This is a genomic window from Sneathiella sp. P13V-1 (assembly GCF_015143595.1).
GTDB lineage: Bacteria > Pseudomonadota > Alphaproteobacteria > Sneathiellales > Sneathiellaceae > Sneathiella.
This window is the reverse complement of the sequence record NZ_WYEU01000002.1, coordinates 298,095-323,426: the sequence shown is the minus strand read 5'-3', so window position 1 is coordinate 323,426 and position 25,332 is coordinate 298,095. Positions and strand designations below refer to the sequence as shown.

Genomic DNA, 25,332 nt, shown 5'->3' with positions numbered 1-25,332 from the left:
TTTCACAGCTAAAACTACAGGTGAGGCCTTGATAAATAATTAACGCAACTTTTAGCAAAATTGTGCAGTTGCTACATAATGTCGCAATTGATCCAAATCAATGTTGCAACTGCGAAGAAAATTTAGAAGATAGCGCAAATGTTGAATCACCGCGATGTGATCGCGAAACTTGGTAGAGAGAGTCCGATATGGCTAATAAATCTTCTAAATCAAAGATTTCCAAATATACTGATGCTGTAGCTATTTTTTCATTTCCAGCATTTATGGTTTTGTGGGCTGTAGGTTCCTACCAATTCTAATTTAGAAATTTATTTGTGCATCGCACAAAAAAGGGCGGGAAATACCCGCCCTTTTTTATTGTCTTCAGACTGACTTAGCCGTCTAGTTTTGGCTTCAGCAATTTGTTCACAACACCTGGGTTAGCTTTACCGCCGGTTGCCTTCATCACCTGCCCCACGAAGAAGCCAAGCAACTTGTCTTTACCGCCGCGATATTCTTCTACTTTGTCCATATTAGCCGCGATCACTTCATCAATTGCCGCGTCAATAGCCCCCGTGTCAGATACCTGTTTCAGGCCTTTTTCTTCAACGATCGCACCGGCCGCTTTGCCGGTTTCAAACATATCTTCAAAGACTTCTTTGGCGATACGGTTAGAAATTGTGCCATCCTTGATCAGATCGATCAGTTCGCCCAGCGCTTTTGCCGAAACAGGGCTTTCTGAAAGCTGTTTACCAGAACGGTTGAGGTGGCCAAAAAGCTCACCAATCACCCAGTTGGCAGACATCTTCGCATCGCGGCCTTCGGCAACAGATTCGAAGAAATCAGCAACCTCTTTTTCAGTTACCAGAACGCTTGCATCATAAGGGGTGATGCCCAACTCGTTGATAAAGCGATCTTTTTTCTCATCTGGAAGTTCAGGCAGATCGGCTTTGATTTTTTCAACAAAGGCATCATCAAATTCCAAAGGCAGAAGATCTGGATCCGGGAAGTAACGATAATCATGCGCTTCCTCTTTGGAGCGCATGGAACGGGTCTCCCCTTTCACGCTATCATAAAGACGTGTTTCCTGATCCACTTCTCCACCGGCTTCAATAATGTCCACCTGACGATTTGCTTCATAGATAATCGCTTGCTGAATGAAACGAACAGAGTTGATGTTCTTCATCTCGCAACGTGTGCCCAGCGGATCGCCCGGACGGCGCACTGAAACATTCACGTCGGCACGCATGGAGCCTTCTTCCATGTTACCATCGCATGTACCCAAGTATCGGAGAATACTGCGCAGCTTTTTGATATAGGCAGCTGCTTCTTCAGGGCTACGGATGTCAGGCTCTGAAACGATTTCCATCAACGCAACACCAGAGCGATTCAGATCCACCAGTGTCATGGTCGGGTGCTGATCATGGATACTTTTACCCGCATCCTGCTCTAGATGCAGACGCGTAATGCCGATCTCTTTTGTCTCACCGTCTTTCAGATCAATCGTCAATACACCTTCACCAACGATTGGCTGCAGGAACTGACTGATCTGATAACCCTGCGGCAAGTCTGCGTAGAAATAGTTCTTACGATCAAAGACAGAATATTTATTGATCTGAGCTTTCAGACCCAAACCTGTGCGGACTGCCTGTTCTACAGCCATTTCATTGATAACTGGCAACATGCCTGGCATGGCCGCATCCACGAAAGAAACCTGTGAGTTCTGTTCCGCACCGTATTCAGTAGCAGAGCCAGAGAACAGCTTGGCCTTCGAAGTCACCTGAGCGTGGACTTCCATACCGATGATCACTTCCCAATCACCTGTGGCGCCTTGAATAATCATACCCATTGTTCTTATCCCTTCCACCAAGCAGTTGGTTCAGCTGTAAATCCAGCGGCTTCTTCCAGAACCCCTGCGGTGCGCAGAACAGTTTCTTCATCAAATGGACGGCCCAGCAATTGTAGACCCAACGGCAAACCTTCGCTTGAAAGGCCTGCAGGAATGGAAATGCCTGGAAGGCCTGCTAGACTTGCAGGAACCGTAAACACGTCGTTCAGATACATTTCCAAAGGATCGTTGCTTTTCTCACCAGCTGCAAAGGCTGCACTTGGCGCTGTTGGCGTCAAGATCGCATCCACTGTTTTATAGGCTTCCTTAAAGTCGTCAGCGATACGTGTCCGTACCTTCTGTGCTTTGAGGTAATAAGCGTCATAGTAACCAGCAGACAGCGCATATGTCCCGATCAGGATACGGCGCTGTACCTCTTCACCAAAGCCTTCACCACGTGTGCGGCTGTACATATCAGCAAGATTTTCACCTTCAACACGCAGACCATAGCGAACACCATCATAACGCGCGAGGTTACTGGATGCTTCAGCTGGGGCCACGATGTAATAGGCAGGAAGTGCATATTTCGTGTGCGGCAGGCTGATCTCAACGATTTCGGCACCAGCAGCTTTCAGCCACTCAATGCCCTGATCCCAGAGCTTGGCAATTTCGTCAGACATGCCGTCCAGACGATATTCTTTCGGAATACCAATTTTCAGGCCTTTGATATCACCAGTAAGCGCTGCTTCGAAGTTTGGCACTTCCATATTAACACTTGTACTGTCTTTCGGATCAAAGCCGGCCATTGCCTCCAGCATAATCGCGGAATCACGAACTGTCCGTGTCATTGGTCCTGCCTGATCAAGGCTGGACGCAAAGGCCACAACGCCCCAGCGGGAACAACGACCATAAGTTGGTTTGATACCGACGATACCGGTAAAGGCCGCAGGCTGACGGATGGAACCACCCGTATCTGTTCCTGTCGCCCCCATCGCGGTGCGTGAGGCAACCGCACTTGCAGAACCACCAGATGAACCACCTGGCACCAATGCTGCATCATCACCTTCACGGCGCCAAGGGTTTACAACGTTGCCGTAATAACTGGTCTCATTGGAAGACCCCATGGCAAATTCGTCCAAGTTCACCTTACCCAGCATCACAGCACCTTCGTTCCACAGATTTGTGGTCACTGTGCTTTCATACTGAGGTTTAAAGCCATCCAGAATATGTGAGGCAGCGGTTGTCAAAGTTCCTTTGGTGCAGAACAGATCCTTAATGGCAACCGGAATACCTTCCATGATGCCGCCTTCTCCATTGGCAAGACGCTCATCAGATTTCGTTGCTGCCTGAACAGCAATTTCTGGTGTTTCCGCAATATAGGCGTTAAGCGCACCTGCACTTTCCATCGCTGTGATATGTGCAGCGGTCAATTCACGCGCGGAGAATTTTTTCGCTTTCAGTCCGTCGCGGGCTTCAGCGATTGTCAGTTTAGTTAAATCACTCATTATTCGATCACCTTCGGCACGCCAAAGAAGCCATCTTCTGGGGAAGGTGCATTGGCAACCACTTCCTCTTGGTAACCACCATCAGTGATTTCATCTTTGCGCCAGCGTAATTGCATGTCAGCAACCGATGTCATCGGTGGTGTATTTTCCGTATCCACCTCACCGAGTTGCTCTACCCAGTCGAGGATTGAATTCAATTCGTTGGCGAGGCCGTCCAGGTCTTTTTCTTCAACCCGGATGCGCGCCAAATTGGCTACTTTTGCCACAGTGGCTTTATCAAGCGACATTTGTCACCCTTTGCTATATTAAGAAGCTTATCTGGATGGTCGGTCCGGAAAAAATCTGCAAATTCTTACAGAAGGCCAAACCGACAATGGCCGCAAGTTAGCGCAACCCATGCTTCTCGGCAACCCCAGCCATTTGAAACATTTTATCGCCCTTGACCAACGCCTGATGGGATTCGATCCCGGGACGAAAACAATTGGCATTTCCCTATCAGATACTTCCTTGAAGGTCGCAACCCCGATTGAGACCATTAAACGTAAGAAATTCAAGGATGACGCAGCCCGAATTCGTGAATTAATTGAAGAATATAGGGTCGGTGGCTTTGTGATTGGCCTACCGATCAATATGGACGGATCAGAAGGCCCTCGCGCCCAGTCCTGCAGGCAATTTCAGAAGAATCTGGAAGATGTTTTTGACCTTCCTTCCTGTTTTTGGGATGAACGGCTTTCAACGGCCGCGGTAACCCGCACCCTGCTTGAGGCAGATACTAGCCGGAAAAAGCGTGCTGAAGTCGTCGATAAGATGGCTGCCGCCTATATTCTACAAGGGGCGCTTGATTCGATATAGAAAGTGAAAATTGGGTCCAACTCTTTCTTGCCCAATTGTCCCCTTCCACGTATATAATGCCCCTTTAATGACACAGCTTGACCAAACATCATTTGATCACCGGCATCTGCTGGATATTGCCCGCCTGACCGCGGGTGACATCACAACTATTTTAGACCTTGCAGAAAGCTATGTGGACAAATCCCGTGCGGGCGACAAGAAGCACTCTCTGTTGCGCGGACGGACCCAAATCAATCTCTTCTTTGAAAACTCAACCCGCACACGAACTTCGTTCGAGCTTGCTGGCAAGAGGCTTGGGCTGGACGTGATTAATATGTCCGTTGGCACAAGTTCTGTGAAGAAGGGCGAAACGCTCATTGATACGGCCATGACATTAAATGCCATGCATCCGGATGTCTTGGTGGTTCGTCATTCCGAATCCGGGGCACCTCATTTGCTGAGCCAGAAAATGGACTGCGCCGTGATAAATGGCGGTGATGGGTCTCATGAACATCCCACACAGGCACTGCTTGACGCACTCACCATTAGGAATCGCAAGGGCCGCCTTGCGGGCCTTACTGTTGCGATATGCGGTGATATCCAACACAGCCGTGTTGCTCGGTCCAACATTGCGCTTCTCAATATTATGGGAGCTCGTGTCCGAATTGTCGGCCCAACAACTCTGATTCCATCCAATGCTAAGGCGCTTGGAGTTGAAGTATTTCATTCTATGGAGGAAGGCCTTAAAGACGCTGATATTGTGATGATGCTGCGTCTCCAAACCGAACGGATGCAAGGAGCATTTGTCCCCTCCATTCGCGAATATTTTAAATTCTTTGGTCTTGATAAGGAAAAGCTGTCAGTTGCCAAACCTGATGCGCTCATAATGCATCCGGGTCCGATGAACAGAGGCGTAGAACTTGATTCCGAACTGGCAGATGATCTTCACATCAGCCTGATTTCAGAACAGGTTGAGATGGGTGTTGCGGTCCGAATGGCCTGTCTTGATCTTTTGACGCGGAGGGACCGGACATGAGCAAACAAAAAATCACCGCTCTCATCAACGCACGCCTCCTGGATCCTGCGTCAAATACAGACACGCAAGGCGGTGTCCTGATTCAGAATGGGAAAATTCTGGATTGGGGTGCGGATATTAAATCCGACAATATCCCAGAGGGTGCCAAAGTCATTGACTGTGAAGGCAACTGCCTTGCGCCAGGACTTGTGGATGCTCATGCTTACTTATGTGAACCGGGGAAAGAGCACCGCGAAACCTTGCAGACAGCCGGTGAAGCGGCGGCGGCGGGTGGTGTGACCACCATTAACGCCTTCCCTGCGACAGAGCCAGTTATTGATGATCCCGCCATTGTGGAACTTGTGGCCCGTCGTGCGCGGAAAACCTGTGATGTGAATGTTGTCATCACTGGCGCTCTGACACGTGGCCTTGAAGGCAAGGAAATGGCCGAACTTGGCCTCCTTGCTGAGGCCGGGGTTGTGGCCTTCAGTGACGGCCAGAAAGCCATTGGCGATGTGAACTTGATGCGACGGGCTCTCGCTTACTCCACAATGTTCGACCGTCCCGTAATTGTTCATGCTGAAGATCCTGCGCTTGCGAGTGGTGGTGTCATGACTGGCGGAAAAATCGCTACGATCATGGGCCTTAAATCTATTCCATCCTGCGCGGAAGCCATCATGGTGGAGCGGGATATCCGCCTAGCCGCCATGACAGGTGCCCGCTGGCATGCAGCGCATTTAAGTACTGCAGACGCCCTGAACACTATTCGCCGTGCGAAAGAGCAGCAGATCAAGGTGACAGCCGGAACAGCGCCGCATTATCATGCGCTCAACGATATGGAAGTTGGGGAATACCGGACTTTTGCCCGTGTCTCCCCTCCTCTACGGGTTGAAGAAGATCGCCTTGCAGTTATCGAGGCGTTGAAAGACGGCACAATTGATGTCATCGCGTCTCAACATCTTCCGCAGAGTGCAGATAGCAAGCGTCTCCCATTTGCCCAAGCGAAGCCCGGCGTTATTGGCCTTGAAACCATGCTGCCCGTATCCCTACGCCTCTATCACAATGGTGACATGGGTCTGCTGCCACTACTCAGAACTATGACTGTGGCGCCGGCAAAACTGCTTGGTATCAAGGCCGGTAAAATAAAGAAAGGCCGGTCTGCAGACCTTTGTCTTTTTGATCTTGGCAAGCCGTGGAAAGTTGTCGGCAGCGAACTGAAGTCAAAATCAAAAAATACTGCATTTGACGGTCATTTGTTGCAAGGTAAGGTCTTAAGAACAATAGTGCGCGGCAAAACCGTGTTTAAACGATAAGGACATTACATGCCGGATCCGATCGGGGATTTTTCCTACACTTGGCCATTTTTGGCGGCTGCCGTTATCGGTTATCTTCTGGGCTCCATCCCTTTTGGATTGGTTCTCACAAAGATGGCCGGTCTTGGTGATATCCGGAAAATAGGCTCCGGTAATATCGGCACAACTAATGTCCTGCGTACTGGTAACAAGATGTTGGCGCTTGCCACCCTTATTCTGGACGGCGGTAAAGGCGCGGTGGTGGTTCTCCTCGCCAACCACTTCCTGACACAGGATTACGCGGTGCTTGCCGGCGGAGGGGCTTTTCTGGGTCACCTATTCCCCATCTGGCTAAAATTTAAAGGCGGCAAAGGTGTTGCGACCTTTATTGGCGTGATGCTCGCTATCTCATGGCCTGCGGGTGTCGCTGTTGCCCTGACGTGGTTACTGACGGCATTGGTCTTCAGAATCTCGTCCCTATCAGCGTTGATGGCCGCGGCGCTCTCACCTGTTTATGTCTATTGGCTGTCCACAACCGATTTGTTCGGGGATGTCTTCTATGGGGATTTGCAGCGGATTGAACTTGCCGGATTTATGGCGGTTTTGATTTTCATTCGCCATCATGAAAACATCCGTAGATTACTATCAGGGACAGAGCCCCGAATCGGCAAAAAGTAATATTAACTTATAACGCGCATAACCATATGTGCTTTTCAATTGACGCGCTAATTATGTTGTATCACTCTTTTTTGCATGAGGGGACAACAGAATATATCAAATGAAGAGCGCTTAAGTTGGTTGCAGCTGATCAGGTCTGAAAATGTCGGACCTGTCACCTTTTATCATTTACTTCAAAAATTCGGGTCCGCACAGAAGGCTCTTCAGAAAGTTCCCGAACTCGCCAAACGGGGCGGCGCCAAACGACCCATACAGATTTTCTCCAGATCTTCTGCATTACATGAACTGGAACGATTAGAGGAGATTGGAGGTCGCCTTGTTGCCAGTTGCGACCCCGAATACCCTCCACTTCTTCGGGAAATTCATGACCCACCACCAGTCATAAGTATTCTCGGGCATCCGTCCCTTCTCCAACGCAGATCCCTTGGTATTGTAGGGTCCAGAAATGCATCGGCAGCAGCTATACGTCTAACGCGGCAATTTGCAGAAGAAATTGGTAAGAAGGGCATCTCAATAACCTCAGGGCTTGCCCGCGGCATTGATGCCGCTGCTCATATCGCCAGTTTGGAAACGGGCACCGTTGGTGTGGTGGGCGGCGGCGTGGATGTCATTTACCCGCAAGAGAACAAAGATCTTCATCATGAGATCGCCGCACGAGGCTGCATTATCGCGGAGCAACCGCTAGGCACCCAACCACAGGCACGTCACTTCCCAAGGCGAAATAGGATCATTTCCGGCATATCACTGGGAATCCTTGTAATGGAAGCAACGCCAAAGTCCGGATCCTTGATAACTGCCCGTATGGCAGCAGAGCATGGGCGTGAGGTTTTTGCCATACCCGGATCCCCCCTTGACCCAAGGGCGCGGGGAACCAATAACCTGATCCGCCAAGGGGCCATGTTGGTTGAAACACCTGCTGAACTTCTGGAATCCCTCAACCAACTGTTTTCGCAGCCATTTAGGGAACCTGAACAGCCTGAACTTAACTTTGGAATACAGCCCGATATTCCGGAGCAGGAACTTGAAAGCGCCCGCCCCCATATTATGTCTCTACTTTCGCCTGTTGCCGTGGAAATTGATGAAATAATACGCCTCACTGGCATCGCACCAGCGTTAGTAATGACGATTTTGCTTGAGCTTGAACTCGCAGGCAGAGTAGAACGCCACTTTGGAAACAGGGTTTCCTTGGTAAGTTAGCGTCTCTATATATGCAAAAAGCCCGAAGATCGGGTTGAATGTGAACACATAACCTGTGGTGTCCCTATGAATGTTGTGGTTGTTGAATCACCGGCGAAAGCAAAAACCATCAATAAGTATTTGGGTAAGGACTACACTGTTCTTGCATCTTATGGACATATCCGGGATTTGCCATCCAAAGACGGGTCGGTAAAACCTGATGAAGATTTTGCAATGGATTACCAGAATGATGCGAAATCTGCAAAACACATCAAAGCCATCGCTGACGCCCTAAAAGACGCCGACAACTTATATCTCGCAACTGACCCGGATCGTGAAGGGGAAGCCATCGCTTGGCATGTTCTAAAAGTGATGGAAGAAAAGAAGAAGCTGAAAACCGCCAAAGTAAGCCGTGTCGTTTTCAACGAAATTACCAAAAAAGCTGTTCTGGACGGTATCGCCAACCCGCGTGAGTTGGACATGAATCTGGTGAACGCGCAGCAAGCGCGCCGGGCGCTCGATTACCTCGTAGGCTTTACGCTTTCTCCCGTTCTGTGGAGAAAACTACCGGGTGCCAAATCTGCAGGTCGCGTGCAGTCCGTTGCTCTACGCCTTATTTGTGAGCGTGAACTGGAAATCGAAGCCTTTGTCCCAGAAGAATACTGGACAATTGATGCGGACTTTAACACCGCATCCGGTGATAAGATCACCGCGCGCCTCACTCATCTGAAAAATGACAAGCTGGATAAGTTTTCGCTACCAAACGCAGATCTGGCAAACGCGGCTGGAGAAGCTGTGCGGGCTGGAAACTTCAAAGTCGCTTCCGTTACCAAAAAGCCAGCCAAACGTAATCCATCACCGCCTTTCACAACGTCAACTTTGCAGCAGGAAGCTTCCCGCAAGTTGGGTTTTGGTGCCAAGCGCACCATGATGGTGGCGCAGAAGCTGTATGAAGGTTTCGATATTGGCGGTGAGACAACAGGTTTGATCACCTACATGCGTACAGATGGTGTGACACTGGCAAATGAAGCCATCGACGCCTGCCGCAGCGTGATCGCAAGTGAATATGGTGATAAATTCGTTCCCTCTTCCCCGCGTGTCTACAAGACAAAATCCAAAAATGCGCAGGAAGCACACGAAGCGATCCGCCCAACAGATTTGAGCCGCACACCAGCACAGATGGCACAGTATCTGGATAAAGAACATCTCCGCCTTTATGAACTGATCTGGAAGCGTACCATCGCAAGCCAGATGGAAAGCGCGCAGTTGGAGCGCACCACGGTTGATTTCTCTGATGGAAATGGCCAAACCCTGCGTGCAACAGGTAGCGTTATTCGTTTCTCGGGGTTCCTGAAACTTTATGAAGAAGGACAGGATGACGAGGATAACGACAAGGATGGCAAACGCCTTCCCGCTGTTGATGAAGGCGAAGTAATGACAACAAATGAGGTGCGAGAAGATCAGCACTTCACTGAACCTGCGCCTCGTTACAGTGAAGCAAGCCTTGTAAAGAAACTGGAAGAACTGGGCATTGGTCGCCCGTCAACTTATGCCTCCATCATCTCTGTTCTGCAGGATCGGGATTATGTGAAGCTGGATCAGAAACGCTTTATCCCGGAAGATAAGGGCCAACTTGTAACGGCCTTCCTGTCAGCTTTCTTCACACGCTACGTGGAATATGATTTCACTGCGCAGTTGGAAGAACGGCTTGACGATATTTCAGACGCAAAAATCGACTGGAAGCAGGTTTTACGTGACTTCTGGAATGACTTTACGGTTTCCGTTGAAGGCACATCAGAGCTTCGCGTAAGTGATGTTCTGGAAGAACTGAATAAAATTCTGGGCCCTCACATCTTCCCTGAAAAAGAAGATGGCAGCGACCCGCGTGACTGCCCTAAATGCGATGACGGCCGTCTTAGCCTTAAAACAGGCCGGTTTGGTGCCTTTATCGGCTGTTCCAACTATCCTGAATGCCGCTACACCCGTCAGCTTGGCGCCTCTGAAGAGGAAGCTGAAGCCGCAACAGCGGATGAAGGACCAAAAGAGTTGGGTCTGGAGCCGGATAGTGGTCTGATGATCACCCTGCGAAATGGTCCATATGGTCCTTACCTCCAACTTGGTGAAGCTGAACCAAAGAAAAAGCCTAAGCGTGTCTCCATTCCAAAAGATATTCCGCTTGAGGATGTTGATTTTGAAATGGCACTGCAACTGATCAGTTTGCCGCGCGAAATTGGCCCACACCCAGAAACAGGTTCCATGATTACCGCTAATCTGGGTCGTTATGGTCCATATGTGGAATGCGACAAAAAATATGGTCGTCTCGCCAGCGGCATGGAAGTACTAACAGTGGGCATGAACCGCGCTGTAGAGCTGTTGGCAACGGCGAAGACACGCGGCGGTGCCGGTCGTGCGGCCCCTCCTCTTCGTGTTGTTGGCGCGCATCCTGATGATGGCGCGGATATCAATGTGAAAGATGGTCGCTATGGCCCGTATGTCACCCACGGTGGCATTAACGCAACCATTCCAAAGTCATCCGATCCAATGACAATTACGTTGGAAGAAGCGGTAACGTTGCTGGCGGAGCGCGCCGCAAAATCAGGTAAGAAGCCCAAAAAAGCTGCTGCGAAGAAAACGCCAGCTAAGAAGGCACCTGCCAAGAAGACGGCTGCAAAGAAGACAACAGCCAAGAAAGCCGCGCCGAAGAAAAAAGCTGCTTCAAAGGAATAGTTGATTTAGGCGGCTTGCCCGCAGAAATAAGGTAATGTGACCAACAAACCGAAAATACCGTCGCCCATGCCGACAAAAGAGCAGATTCGCGAATTTATCGAAAAAAGCGAAGGCAATGTGGGCAAGCGTGAAATTGCTAAAGCCTTTGGTATCAAAGGTGGCGACCGGATTTATCTAAAACAGATATTGAAAGAACTGGTTGGCGAAGGTGTCCTTGAAAAAGGACACCACCGATCCCTTGCACCTGCTGGCAGCCTCCCATCTGTTGCAGTCGTTGAGGTCATCAAACTCGATAAAGACGGTGAAGTTCTTGCCAAACCCCTCAATTGGCGAGACGAAGATCCGCTTCCAACCATTTATGTCAGCAGGCAAAGTACCGGCCGGGCACCTGCACCAGGGATCGGTGATCGCGTATTGGTGCGCCTTAACCGCCTGAATAAAAGTACCTACGAAGCCAAAATTATACGGCATCTGAAATCAGCTGATGGCCCTGTATTGGGCGTCTTCACCCGGACAGGGAACAATGGCCGCGTGCAGCCAACCGACAGGAAAAACAAAAAAGAAATTGTTATTCTGGATGAAAATTCAATGGGTGCTCAAAGCGGTGAAGTGGTCATTTGCGACATTTTGCCGGGCCGCCAATTTGGATTGCCAGAGGGTCGTGTTACCGAGCGCCTGGGTCCGTTGGGCGATTCAAAATCCATCAGCATGATCGCCATTCATACCCACGGCATCCCCTATGAGTTTAGTGATAAGGTGATTAAAGAGGCGGAATCTGCCCGCCCGGTTGAGTTAGAAGACAGAACAGACCTTCGCCATCTCCCCATTGCGACGATTGACCCCAAAGATGCGCGTGATCGGGACGACGCAGTATGGGCCGCTCCTGACGACGATCCTGAAAATCCTGGCGGCTGGCAGGTCATTGTGGCCATTGCCGATGTCGCCCATTACGTAACACCGGGCTCAGAACTGGACAAATCAGCGCGAAAACGTGGTAACTCTGTCTATTTCCCGGATCGTGTGGTTCCTATGCTACCGCATGAGCTATCGAGCGACCTATGCTCTCTCCATGAAAATGTAGACCGCCCCGTAATGGCGGTGCGTATGGTCTTTGACGCCAGCGGAAATAAACTGCGTCACAAGTTCATGCGTGCCCTTATTAATTCATGTGCGTCTCTCACCTACGAGCAGGCACAGGCAGCCCATGAAGGTCACCCGGATCATGTGACCGAACCCTTGATGGACAGCGTTATTCGCCCCCTTTTCAGGGCTTATAAGTCATTGAAAATGGCGAGAGAGAAACGTCAACCGCTGGATCTGGATCTGCCTGAGCGCAAAATTGAACTGAACGAAGATGGGTTTATTAAATCCGTCTCCAAGAAAGTTCGTTTTGCGGCCCATATGATGATCGAAGAGTTCATGATTCAGGCAAATGTGTCTGCTGCAGAAACTCTCACCAAAAAACGCCGCCCTTGCATGTTCCGAGTTCATGAAGAACCGGATATGGAAAAACTGGAAGGCCTTCGTGAAGTGCTGGCTGATATGGATATCAGTTTTGCCAAAGGTCAGGTCATGCGCACCAAGACCTTTAATCAGATTTTGGGTCAGACAAAAACTGATGCGGATAAGGAACTGGTAAGTGCGTTGGTCTTGCGATCGCAATCACAGGCAGTCTATAGCCCTGACAATCGCCACCATTTTGGCCTGAATCTTAAAAATTACGCGCACTTTACCTCCCCTATTCGGCGCTATGCGGATTTGCTGGTTCATCGCAGTCTGATTTCGGCGCATGGCTTTGGGAAGGATGGTCTGCCAGACAGCGACGCAGAGAAGTTTGATCAAATCGGTGAAGAAATCTCCACACTGGAGCGCCGAGCCATGGTTGCGGAACGCCAGACATTGGACCGTTTCACTGCTGTATTCCTTGCCAACCAGGTGGATAAAATCTTTGAAGCCAAAGTTACGGGGGTCACCCGTGCTGGCTTGTTTGTAACATTAGAAGCGACAGGCGCAGACGGCCTTGCCCCTATTTCTACACTAGGCCATGATTATTTTGTCTATGATCAGGATCGCCACATGTTGATCGGGGAACGGACGGGTGTTGCCTATCGTCTGGCTGACCGTTTGATGGCACGACTTCGTGAAGTAGATATTGTCACAGGCGGTATCATTGTTTCCGTAGAGGATGGAGACGGGAATAACTCGTTCGATGCGAAACGCAAAGGGCCACGAAGAGGGCGCGTTACCAAACCCAAAGGCAACCCTCGAGGAAAAATGAAAAAGGGAAAGAAAACAACACCCAAGGGTAAAAAACGGGCGGCTGCAAAGCGTAAAAGCTAGAAATCATTGATCTCGCGCAATTGCGTCAGAATGTCACATAGCTTGAAATCAGACTAATACGGTATCATTTGTTTAAATTAGCCAAGATTAAAAGATATTGTGCCCAAAAATGATAACAGAAAACAACCCTCGTCCGCTCTCCTCTGCGCTATGGAGAGGCTTTATCCGCAAATGCCCTGACTGCGGTCAGGGTAAAATGTTTAATGGCTATATCAAGGTAAATGACAACTGTGGTCATTGCGGCCTTGAACTGCACCACCAGCGTGCAGATGATGCTCCTCCGTATTTTACAATGATGATTGTCCTCCACTTTGCCGTGTCGGGTATCCTCACCGTAGAACAGATGTTCAGTCCCCCAACCTGGGTCCAACTTGTCATCTGGCTTCCCGCCTCTTTCCTGGCCTCTATCCTTCTCCTCCCTCACATCAAGGGATCACTGATCGCTGTGCAATGGGCGCGTAAAATGCACGGCTTTAGTGATGAGAAAGACGGATATACAGCGCAACAGATTGATTAACTTCAAACAGGTTGGTTACGCGTTGAACTGGACTTATTGTAAAAAAATGGGCATGTTAGGGGAAAAAGCGAGGAACCCGACACATGCAAAATAACAATAATAGAGTTGTCGCAGAAGATAGACAAAAGGGCGCCACGGCACCACGCCCCAAAGATGCATCCACAATCGTCATATACCGGCAGGCAGGGCCCCGTACCGAAATCCTGATGGGAGAGCGGAGCGGTAAACACAGTTTTATGCCGAATACATATGTTTTTCCTGGCGGGCGTGTGGATCCTGCTGATGCCCGCATTCCGCCAGCAAAGGATCTTCGTCCTGATGTACTTGAGCGCCTGATACGGGGTGGTTGCTCACCCGCACGTGCACGGGCCCTTGCTGTCGCAGCCATACGTGAAACTTTCGAGGAAACAGGACTGCGAATTGCGGCCTCATACGATGCGCCCAGACGCTCAAAGCTAAAGATCTGGAATGATTTTGGCACCGTAACCTGTGGTCCGGATCTCAGTCAGCTTGACTATATTGTCCGTGCAGTAACACCACCTATGCGCAAAAAACGGTTCAACACCCGCTTCTTTGTAATGGACGGCGAAAGCCTTGAAGGAGATCTTACGGGATCTGACGAGTTGGTGGAAATGAAATGGGTCACCATTGGAGAGGCAAAAGACCTCAATATTCCTTTGATCACTGAATATGTCCTAAATCAGGTTCAAAATTATCTGGATGATCGCCCCAGGCAGGTTGCACACCACCCGGTTCACCTTTTCAAAATGGTGAACGGCAAACGTGTTTTTACAACCGAGTAGTACCAATGGAATTTTCCAGTAACCGTCCCGTAAAGCCGCGGGACGCAGCCAGCTTGGTTTTATATGAAAAACGCGGCGAAAAAATTTTTCTGCTGATGGGCAAACGGGCAAAGGCACACCGTTTCTTGCCGAACGTCTTTGTCTTTCCCGGTGGCCGTGTGGATACGGAAGACGCACATCACGTTGCTCATGCCCCGCTTTCCAGCGAAACTGAAGAAGTGCTGTCCAATCCAGGCGCCAAAGCCCATGCGATAGCGGCAGCGGCTGTTCGCGAAACCTATGAAGAAACAGGGCTGATTATCGGGAAAGAAAAAAATGGAAATGTTCAGGGGGATTTTTCCGATCTTCAGTTCATTGCTCGGGCCATTACCCCTTCCATAAATCCCATACGCTTTAACACTCGCTTTTTATTGCAGGATGCCAACAAAGCAACGGGTGAATTGGGAGGCTCAGGCGAGTTATTGCATCTTAACTGGTTCTCCATCGAAGAAGCGCTTGCCATGCCTCTTGTCGATGTCACAGAGTTTGTTGTGAGAGAAGTAAACGATATTGTGACGAATGCCTCTCGTAATCGTCGAGAGTTTCCTTTATTCACATACTATAATGGTCGCCCAGTTATCCGAAGGCTATCTCTGTGAATCTCTCTCCCTCTGAACGCTTTCGCGTTCTCGCCGCCATTATCGCGGCAATTACAATTATGGCATTTGCCCTTTCTTCCTCCATCCCGCTTGTCTCTCTCATGCTGGAAAAACGAGGTGTGGGGAATGATGTCATTGGCCTGATGGGAGCCATCCCAGCCCTCACCTTCCTGTTCTTTTCTCCTGTTATTCCAAAACTTGCTGAGAGAATCGGCGCTGGTATCCTTCTATGGACTGCGTTAATCGGGTGTTCCTTATCAATTTTACTGCTGGCCTATACTGAGGCCCTGATAACCTGGTTTATCCTTCGACTGTTTATTGGCCTTTGTATGGCCATTCTCTTCCTGATCAGTGAAACCTGGCTAAATCAGATCGCATTGGAAAAGACGAGAGGCCGAACAGTTGCCCTATATGTTGCCTTTATGACCAGTGGTTTTGCTGCGGGCCCGCTTTTGATTAATCAAGTGGGGACTGACGGTAATATGGGTTTCATTATCGCCGCCTGCATTGTGGCTGGTGGTGGTTTTTTCTTCGCTTTGATCGGAAAGAACTACCCAAAACTTCAAGGGCACAGCAGTTTCTCAATTATCTCCTTTTTCCGCCTCGCACCCCTCATTTCAGCGGCAGCGCTTTATGTAGCTTTCTTTGACGGCTCCATCATGACCTTGCTGCCGGTCTATGGCGTAAAGGTTGGGATGGCCGCAGAGGTTGCCGTTTTGATGACCAGCGTTCTTCTTGCGGGTAATATCCTGCTTCAAGTCCCAATTGGGTGGCTTGCCGACCATTTTGGACGTATCAAGGTGATCTTTATCTGTAGCGCCATTGGACTAGCAGGGGCCTGCTCCCTACCCTGGTTGATTGAAACTCAGTATATCCTGTGGCCGGTATTGATCGTCTGGGGTGGTGCTGTCGTTGGCTCCTATACTCTTGCTCTGGTCATTATGGGGCAACGCTTTAAAAATGCTGAACTGGTCACCGCAAACGCCGCAACTGGCGTTTTGTGGGGAGTTGGCAGTCTCATAGGCCCAGCCGCCGCTGGCTATTCCATGGAGTTGTATGAGCCGCATGGAATGCCTGTTACCTTTATTGCTGTATCCATTGCCTTCCTTGTGATTGCCTATGTAGAACTGCATAAAGATCGAATTCGGTGTGTCGCAGAGCTAAAAGGATAAAATCTTGAGTCTAATGCTTGACTTCACCGATTAAATCCGTATTTTTCGGGCTTCGATTGTTAGTTCTTCTGCATTTTGCAGGTGAAAGACGGAGTTTCTGGAATGGCTAAGCCAACCACACTTAAAATCAAACTGGTCAGCACTGCAGGCACAGGTTTCTACTACGTAACAAAGAAGAACCCTCGCACACTGACTGAGAAAATGGTGATGCGTAAATACGATCCAGTTGTACGCAAACACGTAGAATTCAAGGAAGCAAAAATCAAGTAATCCCGCTTTCGGGTACTTGCATATTGCGTTTCGGCGAACCCTGGCTGATCGGCCGGGGTTTTTGTCGTTAACCTGCCTCAAATTCAATGATTTTAAAGACATAAAAAAAAGCCAACGGCAATACCATTGGCTTTTCAAATCTTGTTGTCAGCTAGTTACTTAAGAAGCGGACACTACCCGATTACGACCATCTCTTTTCGCTTGATATAGAGCCTCGTCCGCGCGCTTGATCAAACTATCAACATCTTCACCGCCATGAAGCATAGCGACACCAATAGAACAGGTGATTTCCAAACTTAATCCCTCTTTTGGGATCTCAAATACATTCTCGGCGACATCTCGGCGTAGACGTTCTGCGACCCCCATTGCAACCGCAAGATCCGTATCAGGCATCAATACAACAAATTCTTCACCGCCGTAACGACACGCCAAGTCAATACCACGAACACTTTTTGAAATACGGGCGGAGAATTCTTTCAGCACAACATCGCCAACATCATGGCCATGGGTATCATTTACTTTCTTGAAGAAATCAATATCCATGATCAGCAGTGAAATCGGCTTCTCTCCCCCTTCCCATTTCTGTTGAAGGGTTGCCAAGTGATTTGTCATGTAACGACGGTTATATAGGCCTGTAAGGCCATCCGTGACCGCAAGTTCCATGCTACGATGGTAATTGTGCCGAAGACGATCTTGATATTGCTTTCTTAAGACCTGCGTTCGAGTTCTAACAATCAACTCATTCTTATCGATAGGACGCATGACATAGTCGTTAATGCCAAGTTCCATACCTTTAACGAGTTTGCCGGTATCGGCCTCATCTACCAATGTCAGAATAGGTAACTGACGTGTTTCTTCAAAAGTGCGAATTCGGGAACAGAAACGCAGTGGATCGTAACTATTGGACGCCAAGCTCACAACGGCCAGATCAAAGTCGCCGCCACGCGCCAACACCAAAGCTTCATCCAAGTCACTTTCGATAACCAGTTCATACCCTTCACTGAAAATGTTTGAAAGTTGCTGGCAGGAAAAGTTGTTATCATCCAAGGCAAGAATACGTCCGCGCACCTGCCCTTCCACTTGATCTTTATTAGGCTGTATGACCCCCAGATCCAAACTGGTCTCTTCACGCAGGCGAAACTCATCCATCATCATCTTCAATCGAAGAAGGGATTTAACCCGTGCAAACAAAGCCACATCATCAACCGGCTTTGTCAGAAAATCATCTGCCCCCGCTTCAAGCCCTTGCACACGGTCAGTCACCTCACTAAGCGCCGTCACCATCACGACAGGGATATGGGCAGTATCAGGGTCCGCCTTCAGTCGACGGCACACCTCGAAGCCATCCATCTGCGGCATCATAACGTCTAGAAGAATAAGATCAGGAGACTTGTCTTTCGCAAGCACCAAAGCGTCAGGCCCATTGTAGGCTGTGATCACATCGTAATATTCTACCGAAAGCTTCGCTTCGAGAATTTTGACGTTTGGAATAACGTCATCTACGACAAGTATGCGTGCAGACATATCAGTCCAAGAACTCTTTTACAGTTTTGATAAAATTTTCTACAGAAATCGGTTTGGCGACATACGCTTCGCAACCGCCCTCACGGATTTTCTCTTCATCACCCTTCATCGCGAAAGCTGTGACAGCAATAACTGGAATTGATTCAAGGTTTTCATCTTCCTTGATCCATTTTGTCACTTCCAGCCCGGAAACTTCTGGAAGTTGGATATCCATCAATATCAAGTCTGGTTTCTGCTCTCTGGCAATCGTCAGGGCTTCCATGCCATCCTTGGTTTGCAATGTATCGTACCCATGCGCCTCCAACAAATCGTGGAAAAGCTTCATGTTCAATTCGTTGTCTTCAACGATTAGTACCCGTTTTTTGCTCTCAGCGTTCATTCTCTGATTGCCCCGTCGATCTTTAACCAAACCCATACTTTTGTGTGGGTTCAACCCCTTTATTTATACATTATGCATTGCTAAATAGTGAACAAGACATAGAAATTACGTATCTACTTCCCCCAATAAACATATATATGATTAACAAGTAGTTACTGTGGACCCTAAAAAAGTTAATTTTTCATGGATAAAGACTTTGCTGAGACAATCGGTTTCCAAGCCGTTTCCTATGTTCTGAAGGATGAAAAACGCCTGGATCACCTCATGCGCGAAACAGGTCTGGGAATGCAGGATTTTAAGAACCTCGAACAAAACCCGGAGACACTGGCGGGTGTGCTCGATTTCCTGCTATCATACGAAGACCTTTTGATGGATTTTTGTGAGCAATTTGATCTTTCACCAGAAATTCCCATTAAGGTTCGTCGACATTTTCCCGGATTTGGGGAGGAGTTCCAAACACCATGAGCGATAATAATATACATAAGGACGTTTTGCCTCAGTTGGCTGAGTTGGAACTTATCGTACATAAGCCAATAATCATTACAGATGCTGATGAAGTGCTGTTTAATTTCATGCAAGGACTGGAACAATATTTGGAAGACCAGGGAATGTATTTTGACTGGTCTTCCTTCGCATTGCATGGAAATATCCGCCATAAGAAAAACGACCAACCCGTTGATAGTGAAAAGTTTCCTGTCATGCTGGACAATTTCTTTAACGACTACGCAGATCGGTTACCTGCTGTGGAGGGGGCAGCAGAGAATCTTGAAAAATTAAGCAAAGATGCGCAGATCGTTGTCCTCAGCAATGTCCCTCCAAAATATGCGGAAAAACGGAAGGCAGGTCTGAAAAAGGCAGGGTTAAATTATCCGCTCATCGCTAATGTGGGCGCAAAAGGTCAGGTTGTTCGCCACATGACCGATAAATCCAAAGGACATGCCTTCTTCATTGATGACATTCCCCACAATCATGGATCGGTTGCCAAGCATGCGGAACATGTCCAGCGCCTTCATTACATCGCCGACGAGAGACTTGCTAAACTTCTGGACAAAGCAGAAGACAGCCATGTCCGCCTCAATGACTGGAAAGAAATCCATGATCATATCAAGGACACACTAAACCGGTGCTAAAAGTGCGATACGGCATTGATCTTGGGGGAACAAAAACTGAAATAGTTGCGCTCGCCCCTTCAGGAGGGGAAGTTTTTCGCCTGCGCAACGCTACCCCACGGGGAAATTACAAAGAAATAGTGGCGAATATTGAAAAGCTGGTGAAACACGCTGACAAAGAAACCGGAACATCAGGCTCTATAGGTGTCGGTATTCCGGGCGCCATCTCCCCTCATTCCGGTCTGGTCAAGAATGCAAACACGACAGAGCTCATTGGACATCCTCTACAAGGTGATTTGGAGCAGCTCCTGAACAGGCCCGTTAGAATTGCCAATGACGCTAACTGTTTTGCCTTGTCAGAAGCGTCAGACGGGGCGGGCGCTGGTCATCATACGGTGTTTGGGATTATAATTGGAACCGGTGTTGGTGGCGGGATAGTCATAAAAGGCACCCCTCTTCTAGGTGCCCATTCAATAGCGGGAGAATGGGGACATAATCCTCTTCCCTGGCCGGACAATACGGAACAACCAGGTCCAAAATGTTATTGTGGAAAATACGGTTGCATTGAAACCTTCCTTTCCGGTCCCGCACTTGAGCAGGATCACTTTTCACACACGGACTTTAAAATACCTCCACATCAGATTGTGGAAGCCGTATCAAATGGCGATACCGATGCCGAAAAAACATTGGAGCGTTATGAGCGGCGCCTTGCCAAGGCATTAGCATCGGTTGTAAACGTTATCGACCCTGACATAATTGTGTGCGGTGGCGGCCTTTCCAATCTTTCCCGGCTGTATGAGAATGTCCCAAAATTGATGCCTCAATTTGTATTTTCGGATAAAATTGAAACGCCGATTGTTCCTGCAGAATATGGGGATAGTTCCGGCGTTCGAGGTGCGGCCTGGCTTTGGCCGATGGAATAGAAATGGCGACCATTTGCAGAAATTGTGAAAACTATTGGGAGGAGATACTCCCCTCCCACATCACACGTTGCCCAAAATGCCGCTCGCCAAGGCTGCTGCGGCACCCGGAACTTGCAACGCTGACAATGGCTCATGTGGATTGCGACTCATTCTATGCGTCTGTGGAAAAAAGAGACAACCCCGAACTTGCAGCGAAACCGGTTATTGTTGCATATGACGGCGCACGAAGTGTTGTCAGCACATGCTGCTATCTTGCCCGGCTTTCCGGTGTGCGCTCAGCCATGCCTCTTTTCAAAGCAAAAAAACTCTGCCCAAATGGCATTATCATTAAGCCAAGAATGGATGCTTACAAAGCTGCCAGCAACGCAATTCATAAGTTTTTCAAAGTCCTAACCCCCTCTATTGAGCCTTTATCTTTGGATGAAGCCTTCCTTGATTTGAAAGGAACCGAAAACCTGCACCATCGAACTACTGCCCAGTCCATGGTTTGGTTGGCAAACCGGGTGAAGCAAGAGGTCGGGATCACCGTTTCAGTTGGCTTAAGCTATAATAAATCTCTCGCCAAGCTCTCATCAGACCTCGATAAACCAGATGGCTTTTCTATTATTGGAAGAGAAGAAGCAAAATCCTTTTTGAGCGGACGGCCCGTTAGCGACATTTGGGGAGTTGGAAGAGCCCTTAACAAAAAGCTGGCCGCAGATGGCATAACCACAATAGGCCAACTTCAACACCGGGATAAAGACGATCTCGTTGCCCGATACGGACTAATGGGTAGTCGCCTTTTCCATTTCTCCAGAGGTGAGGATAGCCGCCAGGTTGAAGCAAATTCCAAAGCGAAAAGTATATCCAACGAGACAACGTTTTCTAAAGATATCAGCGAGATAGAGGAACTGAAGTTTATCCTCTGGCCCCTTTGTGAAAAAGTATCCGCCCGGCTCAAGGCAAAAGATAAAGCTGGAAAAACAATAACCCTGAAGCTCAAAACACCTGACTTCAGAACCGTTACGCGCAGCCACACGCTCGATCAACCAACTCAACTCGCGGAGACGTTGTACCGTGAGGCCGTTCCAATGCTTCTAAAAGCAAGTAATGGGCAGTCGTTCAGATTAATAGGTATTGGCATCAGCACTTTCGGTGATCTACGGGATGCGGACAGGCCCAATCTACTCGAACAAGACAAGGAAAAGTTCAAGAAAGTAGAAAATGCAATGGATCTCGTGAGGGCAAAGTTTGGAGAGGCAGCAATTAAGAAAGGCCGCTCTGTTCGAAAGAAACAGACTTAGCGATGTTGATAGCCAATAATCCCGGCGATCTCCTTTTGCAACTGGTCCAATTTCAGGGGTTTGGTCACCACACTATCTACTCCGGCTTCCAGGAATTTTTGGCGGTTCTCAGATAGCGCATCAGCAGTAAAAGCGATTATTGGTGTTTTGCCATTAACAGGGCAATCACTTCTGATTTTTCGTGTCGCCTCCAAACCATCCATGACGGGCATGTGCATATCCATCAAGATCACGTCAACTTTATGAGCCATGGAATATTCCACTGCTCTCAAACCATTCTCAACAACGATAACCTCGTGCCCTTTTTTCTGCAGCATGGAAGAGACAATTTTCTGATTAATATCATTGTCTTCAGCCAGCAAAATTCGAAGGCCTATCGGTTCATCTTGCTCAATTGACGGCTCTACTCCTTTGGAAGGCTTAACCGGTAATCTAAAGCTGAAAGTAGAGCCTTCATCGGGTCGACTTTGAACGTCGATGGTCCCTCTTAACAAGTCAACCAACTCTTTGCATATCGCTAGCCCGAGACCAGTTCCCCCATGCTTTCGGGTTCTACCTGTCTCCGCCTGCTCAAAACGAGAGAAGACTTTCTGCAATTCCTCCTCGCTCATGCCAACACCTGTGTCCGCAACCGATACAGTCAAAAAATTTGGGGTTCGCCTATCGTCGATTTCCAGATTAACCGTCACATTCCCCTTTTCAGTGAACTTGACGGCATTACTTATGAGGTTTGTGACAATTTGGCGGAAACGTATATCATCGGTTTCGCAGAAATAGCCTTCATGCTCCTTGGCGTTGGTCGTCAGTAGAACGCCGTTTTGGGAAGCCGCAATTGAAAATACGTTGACGATACTTCCAACCACACCGGCAGGTTCGATAACGGTGTATTTCAAATCAAGTTTGCCCGCCTCGATTTTAGAAATATCCAGGATATCATCCAACAATGCCATTAAAGTTTGGGACGAGACATCAAGATCACGCAATAAACTCTCTGCGTGTTTCACGACTTCAGGATTTTCCCTCAAAAGATCGAGGACCCCTCGGATACCCATCATAGGGGTTCTAAGTTCATGGCTCATATTTGCCAGGAAATCACTTTTCGCTCTATTCGCTTCAATAGCTTCAGACTTTGCTTTCTCCAGTGCAATAGCCAACTGCTTTCGCGTTGTAATATCCGCATGAGTTCCCGACATCCTGAGCGGCCGCCCAGTATCCGTCCACTCGACAACACGTCCACGGTCGTAGATCCAGACCCAATGACCGTCTTTGTGCTTCATTCTGCATTCAAGTTCGTAGTATTCAGACTCTTTGTTGAAATGCCGCGTCAACAAAGAGTCTGATAAAACGAGGTCATCAGGATGGGCGTGCGTCTGCCATGTTTCGATAGTAGTAGGTTCCAACTCGGACAAGGAATACCCGATAATTTCGGCCCAACGCTCATTGAACTTGGTTTCCCCTGTCTGGATATTCCATTGCCAGGTTCCAATATCTGTTCCCCAGATAATCTCATTGAGAGCAGTTCGCTCTTCTTCCGCTATTTCGGCTGTTTCTTTTTGTTTTTCCAGCGCCGTTTTTAATCGGTAAATCAGGAAAAGAGTAGTTATTAGCCCAACCACAAAGAGGATAATAATTACCCTATTTTGCATCTCCAGGCGTGATGTTTGCGCATCCACCATGTTTTCCAGATTCTGCTGATAATGCCACAACTGATCTTCAAAACTTCTCTGTTTGGAAATGTCATGAATGACGGAGATCAGCACCACCTTGTTATTCAGTTCAAAGGGCTTTGATCTTACTTCCACTGTCTTCACATCACCAGTTCCCGTTTTATGGCGGAAGATAAAGAAGTTTCGCTTTTCTTTTTGTGCCCGCTTGATTTCCTCAGCGACCTGTTCGGGAGTTAATTGATTGAACTCCTTAATATTTTTGCTTTGCAGCTCTTCTATAGTGTAATTGTAAAAGGCACTTGCTGCTTTGTTTGCTTTGAAAATTTTTCCAGATTTTGGCTCGATCGCCAGCATAACGGAATTATGATTTTCGAAGAATTCTTCAAACGACACATCAGCCATAGCAAGAGCCCCCTGCATCCAAATGAATGCAGCGAACGCGCAGAGAATTAATCTAAGGATTAGTGTCAAAAGCAACCCCCTAGTACAATATCAAAACTATTGTAGCGCGAATTGAGTTAATCCACCGTAAAGAGAAAGTTCTCACCGCTTTTCTGCAAAAACTGCTTTGCGCCTTACTCGCACATCTTCCTTATGGAATTCCAATCTGTTGAATTGAAAGCATTTTCCGCCCCCGTGACACCACTTTTCTCAATCTGCTCTATTCTCTCACCCATTTCAGGGTGACTGTTAAACAGAGTGAAGAAACCGCTGTCAGAATGGTCTTCCTGAATAGATTTCAACAAAGGTACCATATGTGAAACATCCATACTCAGTTTCGACATTAACTCTATTGCATGATTATCCGCTTCTTCCTCTAGATCTCTGCTATATGAAGCACCCAACATCATCTGCCCCAACACAGCTAATGCGGTTCCGCCTGAAGTATCACCAAGCAAGAGAGACAAAAATGCCGCAATACCAACATTGGACGCGTACAGGCGAATTGGATGGTCAAACGCAGCGTGGGAATACTCGTGGGCAATCACACCCGCGAGAGCATTGGGATGCTTGGATGCTTTAATCAGGCCATCCATAATAACGATTGTGCCACCCGGAACAGCAAAGGCGTTTTTTACATTCGATTTAAGTATCACTACTTTCCGGACAGGAGGACGGTCCCCTTCTTCTATTCCGTGAGCCATATCCAGTTTAACAAGAAATTCAGAAATAGCGTCAATTGCAACGTGACCGACGCACTCTATGTTTTCGTTACCTTTTGCAGCCTGCTTTTTAATCTGCTCAACAGTCGCATCACCGATTTTTTCCGTGATTTCAACCGGCAACAAACCAGACGCAGCACTGGCCAGCGCAGGGAATCCCTCAAACAAAACATACCATGTGATCAGTCCAACCAGAGCAAATCCAGCGACAATTTTCAGGTAATATTTGCTCTCCCGTTTCCGTCGTTTTTGTAAGAAATTGCATCGCTCTCGAATATACTGAACCTTCACCCTGCCTGAGACACGAAGTCTGGCATCATTTGCCTCAGACAAAGAAAGAAACAGCTCATCCCTTATGGGCGGAATATTCTCATCCCGAACAAGGTCACATCGCCAATGCGCGATATTTGTGCCGTCGGCTTCACTTAAGACAAGTTCTTTCGACCCTACTAAAACACGTACGGTACGTGAGGAAGACGTTTGTCCGTCAAAATATTCCGCTTCAAATTCCAT

Annotated in this window: 23 protein-coding genes; 16 read left to right on the top strand and 7 right to left on the bottom strand. The window is 48.3% G+C overall.

Annotation, left to right across the window (positions count from 1 at the left end):
- Positions 1 to 373: 373 nt before the first annotated feature.
- From gatB to gatC, 3 genes are read right to left on the bottom strand one after another with little or no spacing between them, the layout of a single operon-like run.
- A complete protein-coding gene (gene gatB, locus GUA87_RS08525; RefSeq protein ID WP_193716137.1) occupies positions 374 to 1,828 on the bottom strand; it encodes an Asp-tRNA(Asn)/Glu-tRNA(Gln) amidotransferase subunit GatB in 1,455 nt (484 codons plus the stop codon).
- Positions 1,829 to 1,833: 5 nt separating this feature from the next.
- Positions 1,834 to 3,312, bottom strand: coding sequence for an Asp-tRNA(Asn)/Glu-tRNA(Gln) amidotransferase subunit GatA (gatA, locus tag GUA87_RS08520; protein WP_193716136.1), 1,479 nt, complete (start codon positions 3,310 to 3,312; stop codon positions 1,834 to 1,836).
- Positions 3,312 to 3,599, bottom strand: coding sequence for an Asp-tRNA(Asn)/Glu-tRNA(Gln) amidotransferase subunit GatC (gene gatC / locus GUA87_RS08515; RefSeq protein WP_193716135.1), 288 nt, complete (start codon positions 3,597 to 3,599; stop codon positions 3,312 to 3,314). The genes gatA and gatC overlap by 1 nt, the downstream gene beginning before the upstream one ends.
- Before the next feature lie 109 nt (positions 3,600 to 3,708).
- Here gatC and ruvX point away from each other — a divergent pair, with 109 nt between their 5' ends.
- The 12 genes from ruvX (at position 3,709) to rpmG (ending at position 16,771) form a co-directional block, all read left to right on the top strand.
- A complete protein-coding gene (gene ruvX, locus GUA87_RS08510; RefSeq protein WP_193716134.1) occupies positions 3,709 to 4,164 on the top strand; it encodes a Holliday junction resolvase RuvX in 456 nt (151 codons plus the stop codon).
- 67 nt (positions 4,165 to 4,231) lie between these two features.
- The gene (locus tag GUA87_RS08505) at positions 4,232 to 5,179 is read left to right on the top strand and encodes an aspartate carbamoyltransferase catalytic subunit (protein ID WP_193716133.1); all 948 of its coding nucleotides are present in this window, start codon (positions 4,232 to 4,234) and stop codon (positions 5,177 to 5,179) included.
- A complete protein-coding gene (pyrC, locus tag GUA87_RS08500) occupies positions 5,176 to 6,471 on the top strand; it encodes a dihydroorotase (protein WP_193716132.1) in 1,296 nt (431 codons plus the stop codon). Before GUA87_RS08505 ends, pyrC begins: the two co-directional genes overlap by 4 nt.
- Before the next feature lie 9 nt (positions 6,472 to 6,480).
- Positions 6,481 to 7,128: a glycerol-3-phosphate 1-O-acyltransferase PlsY gene (gene plsY, locus GUA87_RS08495; RefSeq protein WP_193716131.1), complete on the top strand. Its 648-nt coding sequence runs from the start codon at positions 6,481 to 6,483 to the stop codon at positions 7,126 to 7,128.
- Between the two features lie 75 nt (positions 7,129 to 7,203).
- Positions 7,204 to 8,325 (top strand): DNA-processing protein DprA, encoded by a 1,122-nt coding sequence (dprA, locus tag GUA87_RS08490; protein ID WP_193716130.1) that lies wholly within the window; start codon positions 7,204 to 7,206, stop codon positions 8,323 to 8,325.
- A gap of 66 nt (positions 8,326 to 8,391) precedes the next feature.
- Positions 8,392 to 11,031: a type I DNA topoisomerase gene (topA, locus tag GUA87_RS08485; protein ID WP_193716129.1), complete on the top strand. Its 2,640-nt coding sequence runs from the start codon at positions 8,392 to 8,394 to the stop codon at positions 11,029 to 11,031.
- 36 nt (positions 11,032 to 11,067) lie between these two features.
- Entirely contained in the window at positions 11,068 to 13,371 is a 2,304-nt protein-coding gene (gene rnr, locus GUA87_RS08480) for a ribonuclease R (RefSeq protein WP_321575893.1), read from the top strand.
- Positions 13,372 to 13,480: 109 nt separating this feature from the next.
- Entirely contained in the window at positions 13,481 to 13,888 is a 408-nt protein-coding gene (locus GUA87_RS08475; protein WP_193716128.1) for a DUF983 domain-containing protein, read from the top strand.
- Positions 13,889 to 13,971: 83 nt separating this feature from the next.
- Positions 13,972 to 14,691, top strand: a complete 720-nt coding sequence (locus GUA87_RS08470; RefSeq protein WP_193716127.1) for an NUDIX hydrolase — start codon at positions 13,972 to 13,974, stop codon at positions 14,689 to 14,691.
- Positions 14,692 to 14,696: 5 nt separating this feature from the next.
- Positions 14,697 to 15,329, top strand: coding sequence for an NUDIX hydrolase (locus GUA87_RS08465; RefSeq protein ID WP_193716126.1), 633 nt, complete (start codon positions 14,697 to 14,699; stop codon positions 15,327 to 15,329).
- On the top strand, positions 15,326 to 16,501 hold the full coding sequence (locus GUA87_RS18205) for an MFS transporter (protein ID WP_193716125.1): 1,176 nt from the start codon (positions 15,326 to 15,328) through the stop codon (positions 16,499 to 16,501). The genes GUA87_RS08465 and GUA87_RS18205 overlap by 4 nt, the downstream gene beginning before the upstream one ends.
- Positions 16,502 to 16,603: 102 nt before the next feature.
- Positions 16,604 to 16,771, top strand: a complete 168-nt coding sequence (gene rpmG, locus GUA87_RS08455) for a 50S ribosomal protein L33 (RefSeq protein WP_169544820.1) — start codon at positions 16,604 to 16,606, stop codon at positions 16,769 to 16,771.
- A 159-nt stretch (positions 16,772 to 16,930) separates the two neighbouring features.
- On the opposite strand, the gene GUA87_RS08450 is transcribed toward rpmG, so the two are convergent.
- Together GUA87_RS08450 and GUA87_RS08445 are read right to left on the bottom strand one after the other, a co-directional pair.
- Positions 16,931 to 18,295 (bottom strand): PleD family two-component system response regulator, encoded by a 1,365-nt coding sequence (locus GUA87_RS08450; RefSeq protein WP_193716124.1) that lies wholly within the window; start codon positions 18,293 to 18,295, stop codon positions 16,931 to 16,933.
- 1 nt (position 18,296) lies between these two features.
- Complete coding sequence (locus GUA87_RS08445) at positions 18,297 to 18,674, bottom strand: response regulator (protein WP_193716123.1); 378 nt, start codon at positions 18,672 to 18,674, stop codon at positions 18,297 to 18,299.
- 183 nt (positions 18,675 to 18,857) lie between these two features.
- On the opposite strand from GUA87_RS08445, the gene GUA87_RS08440 reads away from it, so the two are divergent.
- The 4 genes from GUA87_RS08440 to GUA87_RS08425 are packed head-to-tail and all read left to right on the top strand — an operon-like array spanning position 18,858 to position 21,989.
- The gene (locus GUA87_RS08440; protein ID WP_193716122.1) at positions 18,858 to 19,139 is read left to right on the top strand and encodes a DUF3572 domain-containing protein; all 282 of its coding nucleotides are present in this window, start codon (positions 18,858 to 18,860) and stop codon (positions 19,137 to 19,139) included.
- Positions 19,136 to 19,804, top strand: a complete 669-nt coding sequence (locus GUA87_RS08435; protein ID WP_193716121.1) for a hypothetical protein — start codon at positions 19,136 to 19,138, stop codon at positions 19,802 to 19,804. Before GUA87_RS08440 ends, GUA87_RS08435 begins: the two co-directional genes overlap by 4 nt.
- On the top strand, positions 19,798 to 20,706 hold the full coding sequence (locus tag GUA87_RS08430) for an ROK family protein (protein WP_321575892.1): 909 nt from the start codon (positions 19,798 to 19,800) through the stop codon (positions 20,704 to 20,706). Before GUA87_RS08435 ends, GUA87_RS08430 begins: the two co-directional genes overlap by 7 nt.
- A gap of 2 nt (positions 20,707 to 20,708) precedes the next feature.
- Complete coding sequence (locus GUA87_RS08425; protein WP_193716120.1) at positions 20,709 to 21,989, top strand: DNA polymerase IV; 1,281 nt, start codon at positions 20,709 to 20,711, stop codon at positions 21,987 to 21,989.
- Here the strand turns inward: GUA87_RS08425 and GUA87_RS08420 are convergent.
- Both GUA87_RS08420 and GUA87_RS08415 read right to left on the bottom strand, forming a co-directional pair.
- On the bottom strand, positions 21,986 to 24,058 hold the full coding sequence (locus tag GUA87_RS08420; protein ID WP_193716119.1) for a PAS domain-containing hybrid sensor histidine kinase/response regulator: 2,073 nt from the start codon (positions 24,056 to 24,058) through the stop codon (positions 21,986 to 21,988). The genes GUA87_RS08425 and GUA87_RS08420 overlap by 4 nt on opposite strands.
- 173 nt (positions 24,059 to 24,231) lie before the next feature.
- A complete protein-coding gene (locus GUA87_RS08415; protein WP_193716118.1) occupies positions 24,232 to 25,332 on the bottom strand; it encodes a M48 family metallopeptidase in 1,101 nt (366 codons plus the stop codon).